The sequence below is a fragment of the Type-D symbiont of Plautia stali genome, assembly GCF_001485335.1.
Classification (GTDB): Bacteria; Pseudomonadota; Gammaproteobacteria; order Enterobacterales; family Enterobacteriaceae; genus Pantoea; species Pantoea vagans_C.
In genome coordinates this window covers 69,760-82,567 of record NZ_BBOC01000001.1, presented here as the reverse complement: position 1 = coordinate 82,567, position 12,808 = coordinate 69,760, and the positions used below count along the sequence as shown (strand labels likewise).

Here is a 12,808-nt window from a genome sequence, read left to right as displayed (position 1 = left end):
TTTAAGGAAGCGCGGTTGTGAATAAATGGCGTCTGTTTCCCCGTTCTCTCAGGCAATTAGTGTTGCTGGCTTTCCTGCTGGTGCTGCTGCCGCTGTTAGTGCTGGCGTGGCAAGCGTGGGAAAGCCTCTCAGCGTTGAGCGATCAGGCGGCTGATACCAACCGCAATACCTTCACCGATGTCCGCCGCAGCGAAGCAATGGCGCGCACGGCACTGGAGTTGGAACGCAGCTACCGCCAGTATTGCGTGTTGGGTGATGCCACGCTGCAAAAGCTGTATCAGACGCAATGGACCCGTTACGGCCAGATGCTGGCAAGCCATGCCGCCAGCCTGCCGGATCTTCCCTCCTTTAAAGTGCTGCAGACGGCCTTACCGCAATTAGCCAACGTGCAATGTGACAATGGCAATCCACAGGCCGTTGCTGCTAAGGCACTGGAACGTTTTTCAGACGCAAATGCGCAAATGGTGCAGGCAACGCGCGAAGTGGTGTTCTCTCGTGGGTTACAACTGCAACGTGAGATTGCCGATCGCGGCCAGTTCTTTGGCTGGCAAGCGCTGATACTCTTTCTTATCAGCCTGGCGCTGGTGCTGCTGTTTACCGGTATGATCATCGGTCCGGTCAAACGCGTCGAACGCATGATTAATCGTCTGGGGCAGGGCAAAGCACTGGGGGATAGCGTGAGTTTTCGAGGCCCAAGGGAGATCCGTTCACTCGGGCAACGTATTGTCTGGCTCAGCGAACGTCTGAGCTGGCTGGAAGCTCAGCGCCATGAGTTTCTGCGTCATCTTTCGCATGAACTGAAAACACCGCTGGCCAGCCTGCGTGAAGGCACAGAGCTGTTGGCCGATCAGGTCGCTGGGCCACTGAATGCGGAGCAGCAGGAAGTGGTGGCGATTCTGGATACCAGCAGCCGTCATTTACAGCGTCTTATTGAACAGCTGCTGGATTACAACCGTAAGCTGGCGGATGGCCCTCTGGCGCTGGAGCCGGTGGCGATTAATGACATCGTTGATGCGGTGGTGAAAGTCCATTCACTGCCCGCCAGCGCCCGGCAGTTGACTACGCATGTTGATTTACAGGTGACGCATTGTCTGGCCGAGGCCACGTTGTTGCAACGCGTCATCGATAACCTCTATTCGAACGCCGTGAACTACGGCAGCGAATCCGGTAACATCTGGCTGCAGAGCCAGCAGAAAGGCAACCAGGTATGGATTGAGGTGGCGAATACCGGCACACCGATTCCTGCGGAAGAACAGGCTATGATCTTTGAGCCCTTTTATCAGGGCAGCCAGCAGCGCAAAGGGCCGGTTAAAGGCAGCGGGCTGGGCTTAAGCATCGCCAAAGATTGCTTGCGCAGGATGCAAGGCGATTTGCAATTGGTGACGCGCAAGGATGCAGATGTATGTTTTCGAATTATTTTGACTACCAGCGCCGGGAATGCCTGATTAATGAAACTCTCCCTGATGAAACTTTTCAGCTGCGCGTTAATGGCGTTTGGCCTGAGTGCCTGCCAGACGCCGCCAACGGGCAGCACCTTGCATGATGGTGCCAGTCTGGCTGAGCCAGACCTGCGGCTGCCCGATTATTTGGCCACCGATTGCCAAAATGTCTGGAAGATTGAAACCCCTGCGGCGATGAGCAATCCCCTTTACTGGCAGCGCGCCATCGACTGTGCTGAAAGGTTATCTCCTGCTGAAGCACGCGCTGAGGCGCGTCGTTGGCCGGTACAGGGCTGGGCGAGAGCCTATAAACAAAGCATTCTGCTGGCCAATGGCAACGTGACGCCAATCGAGCGCCGTCAGTATCTGGACACATTAGATGGCTACAGCGCAGCTTATCCCACGGCGGTTCGTCCACTGTTACAACTGTGGCGCAGTAATCAGGCGGCACAGTTAGCGCTCAGTGGTGAGCGTAGCCGCTATGCTGCGTTGCAGCAGAGTAATGACGCCGAACTCGATAGCCTGCGCCAGCAGCAGACTAAACTGCGTCAGTCGCTGGAAGAGACCCAGCGCAAGCTTGAGCGCTTGACGGACATCGAACGCCAGCTGTCATCACGTAAAGCACCTGACAGCAGCGATACGTCGCACGGTGCCAGTGATGCGCAAAGTGAGGATCAGTAATCATGAAACAGTCCGCACGTTTACTGCTGGTGGATGACGACCCAGGTTTGCTCAAGCTGCTGGGGATGCGGCTCAGCAGTGAGGGTTTTCAGGTATCGACAGCCGAAAGTGGCCCGGAAGCACTGCGTCATCTGCAAAAAAGAGAAAGCAGATTTAGTGATTAGCGATCTGCGTATGGATGAGATGGATGGGCTGGCGCTGTTTGGCGAAATCCAAAAACGCCACGCCGGCTTACCGGTGATCATCCTTACCGCGCATGGCTCTATTCCTGAAGCCGTATCGGCGACGCAGCAGGGCGTGTTCAGTTTCCTGACCAAACCCGTAGATCGTGACGCGCTGTACAAAGCCATTGATGAGGCGCTGGCACAGCGAGCGCCCGCCAGTGATGATGCCTGGCGTGAGGCGGTAGTGACGCGCAACCCTTTGATGCTGCGTTTGCTGGAGCAGGCGCATATGGTGGCGCAATCTGACGTCAGCGTACTGATCAACGGCCAAAGCGGCACCGGCAAAGAGGTGCTGGCGCAGGCGATTCATGCCGCCAGTCCACGCGCGAAGAAAGCGTTTATCGCTATCAACTGCGGTGCATTACCGGAACAGTTGTTGGAATCTGAACTCTTTGGTCATGCGAAGGGTGCCTTTACGGGGGCGGTTAGCGCGCGTGAAGGGTTGTTCCAGGCGGCTGAGGGCGGCACGCTGTTTCTGGATGAAATCGGGGATATGCCACAAGCGCTGCAGGTGAAACTGCTACGTGTGTTGCAGGAGCGCAAAGTGCGGCCGCTGGGCAGTAACCGCGATGTCGATATCAACGTGCGCATTATCTCTGCGACCCATCGCGATCTCCCTAAAGCCATGGAGAAGAAGAGCTTCCGTGAGGATCTCTACTATCGGCTCAATGTGGTAAATCTGAAGATCCCCGCGCTGCATGAGCGCGCTGAGGATATTCCGCTGCTGGCCAACCATCTGTTACGCCAGTCAGCTGAGCGGCATAAACCTTTTGTCCGCAGTTTTTCCGTGGATGCGATGAAACGGCTGGTGGGTGCCAGTTGGCCTGGCAACGTCCGCCAGCTGGTGAACGTGATTGAGCAGTGCGTTGCACTCAGCACCTCGCCGGTGATCAGCGATGCGCTGGTGGAGCAAGCGCTGGCAGGAGAAAATACGGCGCTGCCCACCTTTGTCGAAGCGCGAAATCAGTTCGAGCTGAACTATCTGCGTAAATTGCTACAAATGACCAAAGGAAATGTCACCAATGCCGCGCGTCTGGCTGGACGTAACCGTACTGAATTCTATAAGCTGCTGTCACGGCATGAGCTGGACGCCAGTGAATTTAAAGAGTAGCTTGCTGCGGCAGCGTCAGGAACACATATACTAAGGTTATCCGTCCATCATGGAGGGAGTGAAAAAAGGATCTGTCATGAAAAAGATCGATGCAATTATTAAACCATTCAAACTCGATGATGTGCGCGAAGCGTTAGCAGAAGTGGGCATCACCGGGATGACGGTCAGTGAAGTGAAGGGCTTTGGACGTCAAAAAGGCCATACTGAGCTGTATCGTGGTGCGGAGTACATGGTCGATTTTCTGCCAAAAGTGAAAATCGAGATGGTGGTGGGTGATGACATCGTCGACACCTGTGTAGAAGCCATTATGAAAACCGCGCAAACCGGTAAAATCGGCGACGGTAAGATCTTCGTCTTCGATGTGGCGCGCGTTGTGCGTATTCGTACCGGTGAAGAGGACGAAGAGGCGATCTAAACCTCTCCGTTAGCCGCTAAAAAGCCTGCATTGAGCAGGCTTTTTTGTTTACAGCACTTTATGTGGACCGAAGACTTCATAGTGGATGCGCTCGGCACTGACTCCGGCATCAACCAGCTGACGGGCGACAAACTGCATAAACGGCAGAGGACCACACAGCCAGTATTGGCGATCTTGCTGATTTAATTCACCTGAGACGCTGGCGAGATCCATCAAACCCTGCGCATCATAACTTCCCGCATCCTGGCTTTCAGGCTGGCGATACCAGATATGGCTGCTGAATGTTGCCAGGCGTGCGCCTGTGGCTTTAACTTCGTCAGCAAACGCATGCTGTGATTTGCATTCGGCGGCATGCAGCCAGTTAACGGCACCTGCATGCTGTTGGTCGGCAAGGTTGGCCAGCATCGCCAGCATCGGGGTCTGTCCGACACCGGCTGAGATTAGCGTGACAGGGGCCGAGGATGCGGTTTGCAGGAAGAAATCACCGGCGGGCGCCGCACACTGCACAATGTCGCCGACTTTGGCGTTGGTGTGAAGCCAGCCTGAAACGCTGCCGTGTTCTTCGCGTTTAACGGCAATGCGATAGGCTTTTCCGTTAGGCAGATGCGTCAGTGAATACTGGCGATGCTGAATATTGTCGCTGCCGGCGGGGCGCAGACTCACCGCCAGATACTGTCCGGGTAAGAAATCAGCCACTGGCTGCCCATCATTAGGTACCAGTTCAAAGCTTTTGATGACCGAACTTTCCTTATTGATGGCGCGGATACGGAAGTCTCGCGCGCCTCGCCAGCCACCGGCTTTCTCTTCGGATGTACGATAAATCTCTTCTTCGCGCTGAATAAACACATCAGCCAGCACGCCGTAAGCTTTGCCCCAGGCTTCCAGCACCTCATCGCCCGGATTGAGCAGCTCTTCAATGGTTGCCAGCAAGGTTTCACCCACCACGGCGTACTGTGCAGGCTGAATGTTCAGGCTGGTATGTTTCTGTGCGATCTTCTCCACCGCGGGCAATAACACCGCCAGATTTTCCAGATTGCTACCGTACGCCACAATCGCATTGAACAACGCTTCACGCTGGTTGCCGCTGCGCTGATTATTCATGTTGAACACGTCTTTTAACTCTGGGTGTTGTGTTAACAAACGCTGATAGAAGTGGCCGGTGAGTTGAGGGCCAACCTGGGCGATGGCGGGTAAAGAAGATTTAACGGTAGCGATAGTCTGCGCATCTAGCATGGTGAATACCTCAGGGTAATTTTAAACATGTATTTTAAATGCATCTTATGATCGTTCACCTTGCCTGTAAATCCCCCGCTTTGATTAAGGGTTATGCGGTAAAGCTGGAAGCTGGCACACAAACCTGAAAAATATTCCCGTTCAATGTGAAGGAATATCGTGATTTTCAGGCGTAAAAAAATGCGTAAAAATCCCGTTCCAGCGCCATGCCAATCGTTTGCGTAAAAAGAGCGGGTTGCGGCTACCTTCACCTGACAAAACCGTTTACACTATTGGCCTTCGCCCCCTTGCCGGGGCCTAAACTGCCGTTAAAAGTTAGCTAGTCAGGAGATGCCGGATGTTAAAGCGTGATATGAACATTGCCGATTATGATGCCGAGTTGTGGCAGGCTATGGAGCAAGAGAAGGTGCGTCAGGAAGAGCACATTGAACTGATTGCTTCTGAAAACTACACCAGCCCACGCGTTATGCAGGCGCAAGGTTCACAGCTCACCAACAAATACGCGGAAGGGTATCCGGGCAAGCGTTACTACGGCGGATGCGAATACGTTGATATCGTTGAACAGCTGGCGATTGATCGCGCAAAAGAACTGTTCGGCGCAGACTTTGCCAACGTACAGCCTCACTCAGGTTCTCAGGCGAACTTCGCGGTGTACACTGCGCTGCTGCAGCCGGGTGATACCATCCTGGGGATGAACCTGGCGCACGGTGGTCACCTGACTCACGGTTCTCCGGTTAACCTGTCGGGCAAACTGTATAACGTTATCCCTTACGGCATCGACGAAACCGGTAAAATCAATTACGACGAACTGGCTGAGCTGGCTAAAACCCACAAGCCTAAAATGATCGTCGGCGGTTTCTCTGCTTATTCTGGTGTTTGTGACTGGGCTAAAATGCGTGAAATCGCGGATAGCGTGGGTGCTTACCTGTTCGTTGACATGGCGCACGTTGCCGGTCTGATCGCAGCGGATGTGTACCCGAACCCGGTTCCACATGCGCACATCGTCACTTCAACCACGCACAAAACCCTGGCGGGTCCACGTGGCGGTCTGATTCTGGCGAAAAACGGCGACGAAGATCTGTATAAAAAACTGAACTCCGCGGTGTTCCCGGGTGGTCAGGGCGGTCCATTAATGCACGTCATCGCCGGTAAAGCGGTCGCGTTCAAAGAAGCCATGGAGCCAGAATTCAAGTCTTACCAGCAGCAAGTCGCGAAAAACGCGAAAGCAATGGTAGAAGTGCTGCTGGAGCGTGGCTACAACATCGTTTCAGGTGGGACTTATAACCACCTGTTCCTGATCGATCTGGTGAGCAAAAACCTGACCGGTAAAGAAGCCGATGCCGCGCTGGGCCGTGCAAACATCACTGTGAACAAAAACAGTGTGCCAAACGATCCCAAGAGCCCATTCGTGACCTCTGGTGTGCGTATTGGTACCCCAGCGGTGACCCGTCGTGGCTTCAAAGAAGCAGAAGTTCGCGAACTGGCTGGCTGGATTGCGGATGTGTTGGACAACATCAACGACGAAGCGACCATTGAGCGCACTAAGCAGAAAGTTCTCGACGTCTGCGCACGTCTGCCAGTTTATGCCTGATTTGGCATAACGCTGAAGTGATAAAAAAGGATGGCGAAAGTCATCCTTTTTTTATTGTGCAACAAAAGCTTATCCAGCTGCATACCTTCACATTCCTCCTGTCTCACTATTTCTTTTTGAGTTCTCCTCTGACAAAGTAGCCGCCAAATGGGCTGCGGGCGCAGCCGACATGCTTGCGGGAGGCAAAATGACCATCGGATCGGCCAGATGGCTGGGACTCAGCTACTTCACTTATTTCTTTTGTTACGGCATCTATCTCCCTTTCTGGAGCGTTTGGCTAAAAGGCATCGGCTTAGATGCTGAGAAAATCGGCTTGCTGCTGGGATGCGGCATGGTGGCGCGATTCGTTGGCAGTTTGTTTATTGCCTCACAGGTGAAAAATCCCTCCCAACTTATTCTGGCGCTGCGGCTGCTGGCGTTAATGACCTGCTTATTCGCTTTGGGATTTTGGTTAGGCGGTCAGTGGCTCTGGCTGCTGCTGGTGATGGTGGGTTTTAATCTGTTCTTCTCACCCCTGGTGCCATTAAGCGACGCACTCGCCGCGACCTGGACGCAGCAAATCGGTCTGGCGTATGGTCCGGTGCGGTTATGGGGATCGCTGGCGTTTGTGATCAGTTCCGCGCTCACCGGGATGATGGTCAATGCCTGGTCATCGCAGGCGATTCTGGTTTTACTGAGTTTGGGCGTGCTGGTGATGTTATCCGGCATGATGCTGGTTCCTAAAACACGACCACAAGGGGATGTGCGGCAGGGAGCCAGCGGTGGATGGTCGGCGTGGCGCGACCTGCTGCGTGAAAATGCGGTTTGGCGCTTTATGCTGTGTGTGACATTAATGCAGGGCGCCCACGCAGCCTATTACAGCTTCAGTGCCATTTGGTGGCAGGACGCGGGCTACTCGACTTCAGTGATTGGCTATTTGTGGTCATTGGGTGTGGTCGCGGAAATTGTGATATTTGCCCTCAGTAATCGGCTGTTCCGCCGCTGGAGTGCACGTGACTTGCTACTGCTCTCCTGCGTTTGTGCGCTGGTGCGTTGGGTGATGCTCGGTTCAAGCACGGCGCTGCCGCTATTGATTGTGGCGCAAATTATGCATTGCGGCAGTTTTACCGTGTGCCATCTGGCGGCGATGCGTTTTATTGCCTCACGTAAAGGGGCTGAAGTGATCCGTTTGCAGTCGCTCTACTCGGCGTTAGCGATGGGGGGCGGTATTGCTGTGATGACGATGATTTCCGGCGTGCTGTTCACCCATTTACAGGGACATCTGTTCTGGGTAATGGCACTGGTCGCGCTTCCTGCACTTTTCCTGCGGCCGCGCGCTACTTAAGCCTCCAGTAATTGTCGGATACGCTGCTGCTGATGATAACTCAGCGGCAGCTCGGCATGGATCAGTGGCGGGGAAAATAGCGGTAAAGAGGTGGCATAAGGGGTGATCACCAGCGCAATGTCACGCGGGGCGCCTTCACGCTGAAAATGCAGCATATCCTGATAGGTGATGTTGATGGGCAGCAGTGTCATCTCGCGGATCTGCTGCTCCAGTAATTGCTCCAGCGCAGCATCTGCGCCCGTTAACAGCAGTACCTGCTTTTCCTGCAATGCGCTCTCCTGCATCAGCCAGGCGCCAAAGAGTACCGCTACTAAACTCACCTCCTCAGCATTGAATTGCGTGCCGAAATCGCTGCCGAAGTGATACAGCGCGCGCTCGGTGGTGCGCAGCAATCGTGGATAGAGTCGCGCAACATCCAACGCCACACTGTTATCAATGCCAATGGCGAAATGGCTGCGATCCAGTGCCTGAGCCAGATGGGTAAAGAGTTGCAGTTTCAGCTCATGCTGGTTTTTGATGCGTGTCTGTGCCAGTTGCTCAAAGCGGGCAATCAGCGCTTCCACCGCCGCCATTAGCTTCTCAGCCTGTGCATCCCGCAGTTGATTGCCATCCGGCGCATGGATCAAGCTGAATAACAGTGTCCAGAAATCAGTTTCACTGACGTCCGGGGCTAAATGACAACGCTTCTGCCAGTGATGGATGACATCGTCAGCCGCGCCGCGCTCTGTTTTAGCGGCCAGCCATATGCGTTGTTTTTCGCTGAACAAGGCGTTTTGCCGCTGGCACAGGGAATACTTCATGAAGATCTGCAGGAACAGGCGGTCGCGCGGACTAAAGTCACGGGACAGCCTTAAACCGCAGTGCTGGATCAGCGCCTGTAAGTTGGTTTCATCCCACAGTGCTTTTTCGATGTTGAGCACTTTCAGGCGCTGGCGTAGCACCGGAGCAAAATGTTGGCAGACGAAATCCTGCGACAAACGCAGCGCGCGTCGCAACCAATGGAGCAGGCATAGCCGCCTGTCCAGTTCCGTCCCATGTATGCGAAAACTGCCATCGACCATCTGGTGTAACTCCAGTTGATGGTAGCGCTGTATCTCATCACCGACTTCCGCGATATCCTGTCGGGCGACGACAGGATCAACGCCATTTAACTGGCAGAGTTTTTCAAGCGTTAGCGCGGGAGCGGGCAGAAACAGTAGCAATAGCAGATGGCAACGACGCTGGGCGCGGCTGAAGAGTGGTGCAGATGAAGGTGCAGAACTCATCAAGTGTATTATCCGCAGGTCATTTTTTTAGCTAAGAATAGCTAACTCCACGCGGTAACCCTGCACTTTGTCGTGACTTTTGCTCAGAGCTTTAAAGCGGGTCACAGTTTTTCTGGACCACTATAATCTTCACTTGAGAATTGTTACTTTATAACACATGAAAATTTTACTCATTCCCATTACGCTGCTGTTTAGCGCCGCGGCCTGGTCACATCCGCATAGCTTTATCGATATGAAAACCGAGTTTGTCAGTGACAACAATCATCTGACCGGCATGAAGATGGTGTGGACCATGGACGAGATTACCTCAGCCGATTTGCTCTATGACGCGGGCAAGGCGAAACCCGGGGATGTGGTGTGGAAAAAGCTGGCGGCACAGGTGATGGCGAATGTGTTGGGGCAGCACTACTTTTCTGAAGTGTGGCAGGACAAAACGCGCGTGAAATTCCTGAATTTACCCAAGGAGTACAACTTGTCGCGTAATGGCAACAAAGCGGTGCTGGAGTTTATTGTGCCGTTTGGTGAGCCCCAGTTACTCACTGACAGGCAGTACCGCATCCAGACGTTTGATCCGAGTTACTTTGTCGATATGTATTACGACAACCCACAGGCATTAACCATGGACGACAGCGTGAAAGCGCATTGCCAGATTGATTTGCACACACCGAAACCTGACGACTCGCTGAAACAATATGCGCTGTCACTGGACAAAGCCGATGCGCCGCCTGAAGACATGGACCTGGGCCAGCAATTTGCACAAACGGTAACCCTGACATGTCATTGATTTCTCTGCCTGCCCGTACACGTCGCCTTTGGCCGCTGTGGTTGTTAGCGTTAATCATGTTGGCGGCGGGTTTTACCTTATGGCAGCACTGGCCGCAAATTCTGCTGCAAAGCGTGATGTGGCAAAAAATTCTCAATCGTGAAATGACGCAGCTACTGCAACAGGTTTCACAGCAGCCGCAGCAGGCGGGTGTGACGCTAATGCTGTTCAGCCTGGCGTACGGCGTCTTGCATGCGCTTGGGCCTGGCCACGGCAAAGTGGTGATCAGCACCTTTCTGGCCACCCATCCTGCAAAGCTAAAAACCAGTATGAAACTGACGCTGTTGGCCGCGCTATTACAAGGTGGCGTGGCGATTGGGTTGGTGACGGTGATGCTGGTGGTACTGCAAACCTCATCACGGCAGATGCACCTCGGCAGCTATTGGCTGGAGAAGGGGAGCTATCTGTTAGTGATGGCGCTAGGCGTGTGGGTGGGATGGCGAGCCCTGCGTTCTCTTTATCAGGTGTTACGTCCCGTGCGGCAAAAAATGCAGATTCACGCCCTTCGGCCGCATCATCAGCATGATGAAAACTGTGGATGTGGCCATGCGCACTTGCCCAGTGCTGAACAGATGGATCAGGCAGTCAGTAAAAAAACGCAGGCGCTGGTGGTGTTTTCCATGGGGATGCGCCCCTGTTCGGGAGCCATCATGATGCTGCTGTTTGCAAAGGTCATTGGTGTCTACGCCTGGGGTGTGGCCTCGGCGGTAGCGATGGCGGTTGGCACCGCGGTGACAGTATCCGCTATGGGGCTACTGGTTCAGCGATCGCGCCGACTGGCGGAACGATTAGGAGCTGCGAACAGCGGTACACGCATGGCAAAAATCGTGATGCCGGCGTTGGCATTGGCTGGAGGGGCATTATTGGTTCTGGCGGGAGCCTTACTGTGGCAAAGCGCGCAACCAATGATGAGTAGCGGTTTGCGCCCGTTTTAAGGGCGTAAAAAAGGCGGATAGGATATCCGCCTTTATTCTGCTTAGCGCTTCAGCGCTTCGCTCAGTTCTTCACGCATGGTCGCCAGCATGGCTTTCACCACGCGAGGGTTACCGGCAACGATGTTACCGGACATCATGTAGCCGTGGTTGCCGGTGAAGTCAGTCACCAGGCCACCTGCTTCACGCACCAGCAGTTCGCCCGCAGCGAAATCCCAAGGCTTCAGGCCGATCTCAAAGAAACCGTCCACACGACCAGCCGCCACGTAGGCCAGATCCAGCGCAGCAGAACCCGTACGACGGAAGTCAGCACACTGAGTAAACAGTTTGCCCACGATATTGATGTATGGCGTGGCGTGTTGCTTCAGTTTGAACGGGAAGCCAGTGGCGAGGATGGTGCCATCCAGATCGCGTGCTGTGCTGCCACGAAGACGGTAGCCATTCAGCTGTGCGCCCTGGCCGCGTACAGCGGTGAACAGTTCGTTGCGCATTGGATCGTAAACCACGGCAACTTCGGTGCGGCCTTTAATGCGCACAGCGATAGAAACAGAGAAGTGTGGTAAACGTTTGATGAAGTTGGTGGTGCCATCCAGCGGATCGATTACCCATTGAATATCTTGATCATCGCCCGCCAGTTCACCGCTTTCTTCGGTGACGATGGAGTGTTGCGGGTACGATTTACGAATGACTTCGATAATCAGACGTTCTGCGTCACGGTCAACATTGGTAACGAAGTCGTTGCTGCCTTTCTGGCTAGCTTCAACCGCGTCCGGGGTTTCATAATTCTTGGCAATTAAATTTCCGGCCTTGCGCGCTGCGCGCACGGCGATGTTGAGCATCGGATGCATCGGTATCTCTCGCTGGATGTTAAAGAACGGGTGAAAACGGCGCGGAGTATATCAGGGTGTTCAGCAAATGTCCTGCTTTTATGCTAGGCTACGCGCCATCATTTTCTCATCACTGACTATTATGCTGCAAAATATCCGAATCGTACTGGTTGAAACCTCGCACACCGGCAACATGGGCTCTGTTGCCCGCGCTATGAAAACCATGGGCTTATCCAATCTGTATCTGGTCAACCCGCTGGTTAAACCGGATTCACAGGCCATCTCGCTTGCTGCTGGCGCCAGTGATGTGATCGGCGACGCGAAGATCGTTGATACACTGGACGAGGCGATTGCCGGTTGTAGCTTAGTGGTGGGCACCAGTGCGCGTTCACGTTCACTGCCGTGGCCGATGCTGGATTCACGTGAATGCGGCATTAAAAGTGTCGAAGAGGGCCAGCAGGCACCCGTTGCACTGGTGTTTGGTCGCGAGCGCGTTGGCCTGACTAACGACGAATTGCAGAAGTGCCATTATCACGTTGCCATTCAGGCCAACCCAGAATACAGCTCGCTCAACCTCGCGATGGCCGTGCAGATTATTGCCTACGAAGTGCGTATGGCCTGGCTGGAAGCACAGGAAAAAGCCAACCCGAAGCCACAAGAAGAGGAGTCTCCCTATCCTTTAGTGGACGATCTGGAGCGTTTCTATCAGCACATTGAAAAGATGATGCTGGACAGTGGCTTTATTCGCGAAGGTACGCCGAGCCAGGTGATGAGCAAACTGCGTCGTCTGTATACCCGCGCGCGCCCGGAGCGTGATGAATTGAATATCCTGCGCGGCATGCTGGCATCCTTCCAAAAGCCTAAAGGTGATAAGGGTAATAGTTGAGTAAAACAGTTGGTTAAATAGTTGAGTAAATTACTTGGTTAAATAGTTGACCGTTTT

The 12,808-nt window shown here is 53.9% G+C and carries 11 protein-coding genes and 1 pseudogene; 9 read left to right on the top strand and 3 right to left on the bottom strand.

Annotated elements, in window-relative coordinates; translation table 11 throughout:
* The first annotated feature begins 17 nt into the window (after positions 1-17).
* The 4 genes and pseudogenes from PSSD_RS00350 (at position 18) to glnB (ending at position 3,870) form a co-directional block, all read left to right on the top strand.
* Positions 18-1,445 carry a sensor histidine kinase gene (locus PSSD_RS00350; RefSeq protein ID WP_058968040.1) on the top strand — a complete coding sequence of 476 codons (1,428 nt, stop codon included), beginning with the start codon at positions 18-20 and terminating at the stop codon, positions 1,443-1,445.
* A gap of 18 nt (positions 1,446-1,463) precedes the next feature.
* Entirely contained in the window at positions 1,464-2,120 is a 657-nt protein-coding gene (gene qseG / locus PSSD_RS00345) for a two-component system QseEF-associated lipoprotein QseG (RefSeq protein ID WP_058968163.1), read from the top strand.
* Between the two features lie 2 nt (positions 2,121-2,122).
* A pseudogene (gene glrR, locus PSSD_RS00340) lies at positions 2,123-3,455 on the top strand (two-component system response regulator GlrR).
* A 76-nt stretch (positions 3,456-3,531) separates the two neighbouring features.
* Positions 3,532-3,870: a nitrogen regulatory protein P-II gene (gene glnB / locus PSSD_RS00335; protein WP_039329891.1), complete on the top strand. Its 339-nt coding sequence runs from the start codon at positions 3,532-3,534 to the stop codon at positions 3,868-3,870.
* Positions 3,871-3,918: 48 nt separating this feature from the next.
* Here the strand turns inward: glnB and hmpA are convergent, their stop codons facing one another.
* Positions 3,919-5,103 carry an NO-inducible flavohemoprotein gene (gene hmpA / locus PSSD_RS00330; protein WP_058968039.1) on the bottom strand — a complete coding sequence of 395 codons (1,185 nt, stop codon included), beginning with the start codon at positions 5,101-5,103 and terminating at the stop codon, positions 3,919-3,921.
* Between the two features lie 337 nt (positions 5,104-5,440).
* Between hmpA and glyA the strand changes: the two genes are divergently transcribed.
* A complete protein-coding gene (gene glyA, locus PSSD_RS00325) occupies positions 5,441-6,694 on the top strand; it encodes a serine hydroxymethyltransferase (protein ID WP_058968038.1) in 1,254 nt (417 codons plus the stop codon).
* A 187-nt stretch (positions 6,695-6,881) separates the two neighbouring features.
* Positions 6,882-8,018 carry a 3-phenylpropionate MFS transporter gene (locus PSSD_RS00320; protein ID WP_058968037.1) on the top strand — a complete coding sequence of 379 codons (1,137 nt, stop codon included), beginning with the start codon at positions 6,882-6,884 and terminating at the stop codon, positions 8,016-8,018.
* Here the strand turns inward: PSSD_RS00320 and csiE are convergent.
* Complete coding sequence (csiE, locus tag PSSD_RS00315) at positions 8,015-9,283, bottom strand: stationary phase inducible protein CsiE (RefSeq protein WP_058968036.1); 1,269 nt, start codon at positions 9,281-9,283, stop codon at positions 8,015-8,017. The two genes, PSSD_RS00320 and csiE, sit on opposite strands and share 4 nt — an antisense overlap.
* Before the next feature lie 157 nt (positions 9,284-9,440).
* Here csiE and PSSD_RS00310 point away from each other — a divergent pair, with 157 nt between their 5' ends.
* Together PSSD_RS00310 and PSSD_RS00305 are read left to right on the top strand one after the other, a co-directional pair.
* Positions 9,441-10,067, top strand: coding sequence for a DUF1007 family protein (locus PSSD_RS00310; RefSeq protein ID WP_058968035.1), 627 nt, complete (start codon positions 9,441-9,443; stop codon positions 10,065-10,067).
* Positions 10,058-11,041, top strand: a complete 984-nt coding sequence (locus tag PSSD_RS00305; protein WP_058968034.1) for a nickel/cobalt transporter — start codon at positions 10,058-10,060, stop codon at positions 11,039-11,041. The genes PSSD_RS00310 and PSSD_RS00305 overlap by 10 nt, the downstream gene beginning before the upstream one ends.
* A 41-nt stretch (positions 11,042-11,082) precedes the next feature.
* Here PSSD_RS00305 and suhB read toward each other — a convergent pair whose 3' ends face one another.
* Positions 11,083-11,886, bottom strand: a complete 804-nt coding sequence (suhB, locus tag PSSD_RS00300) for an inositol-1-monophosphatase (protein ID WP_039329879.1) — start codon at positions 11,884-11,886, stop codon at positions 11,083-11,085.
* Positions 11,887-12,007: 121 nt separating this feature from the next.
* Here suhB and trmJ point away from each other — a divergent pair, with 121 nt between their 5' ends.
* On the top strand, positions 12,008-12,751 hold the full coding sequence (trmJ, locus tag PSSD_RS00295; protein ID WP_058968033.1) for a tRNA (cytosine(32)/uridine(32)-2'-O)-methyltransferase TrmJ: 744 nt from the start codon (positions 12,008-12,010) through the stop codon (positions 12,749-12,751).
* Positions 12,752-12,808: the final 57 nt, after the last annotated feature.

Excerpts from the sequence above, each read along its gene's own strand:
- hmpA (WP_058968039.1), bottom strand. The coding sequence starts at position 5,103 with ATGCTAGATGCGCAGACTATCGCTACCGTTAAATCTTCTTTACCCGCC.
- PSSD_RS00305 (WP_058968034.1), top strand. The coding sequence starts at position 10,058 with ATGTCATTGATTTCTCTGCCTGCCCGTACACGTCGCCTTTGGCCGCTG.
- PSSD_RS00320 (WP_058968037.1), top strand. The coding sequence starts at position 6,882 with ATGACCATCGGATCGGCCAGATGGCTGGGACTCAGCTACTTCACTTAT.
- suhB (WP_039329879.1), bottom strand. The coding sequence starts at position 11,886 with ATGCATCCGATGCTCAACATCGCCGTGCGCGCAGCGCGCAAGGCCGGA.
- PSSD_RS00310 (WP_058968035.1), top strand. The coding sequence starts at position 9,441 with ATGAAAATTTTACTCATTCCCATTACGCTGCTGTTTAGCGCCGCGGCC.
- glnB (WP_039329891.1), top strand. The coding sequence starts at position 3,532 with ATGAAAAAGATCGATGCAATTATTAAACCATTCAAACTCGATGATGTG.
- glyA (WP_058968038.1), top strand. The coding sequence starts at position 5,441 with ATGTTAAAGCGTGATATGAACATTGCCGATTATGATGCCGAGTTGTGG.
- trmJ (WP_058968033.1), top strand. The coding sequence starts at position 12,008 with ATGCTGCAAAATATCCGAATCGTACTGGTTGAAACCTCGCACACCGGC.
- qseG (WP_058968163.1), top strand. The coding sequence starts at position 1,464 with ATGAAACTTTTCAGCTGCGCGTTAATGGCGTTTGGCCTGAGTGCCTGC.
- csiE (WP_058968036.1), bottom strand. The coding sequence starts at position 9,283 with ATGAGTTCTGCACCTTCATCTGCACCACTCTTCAGCCGCGCCCAGCGT.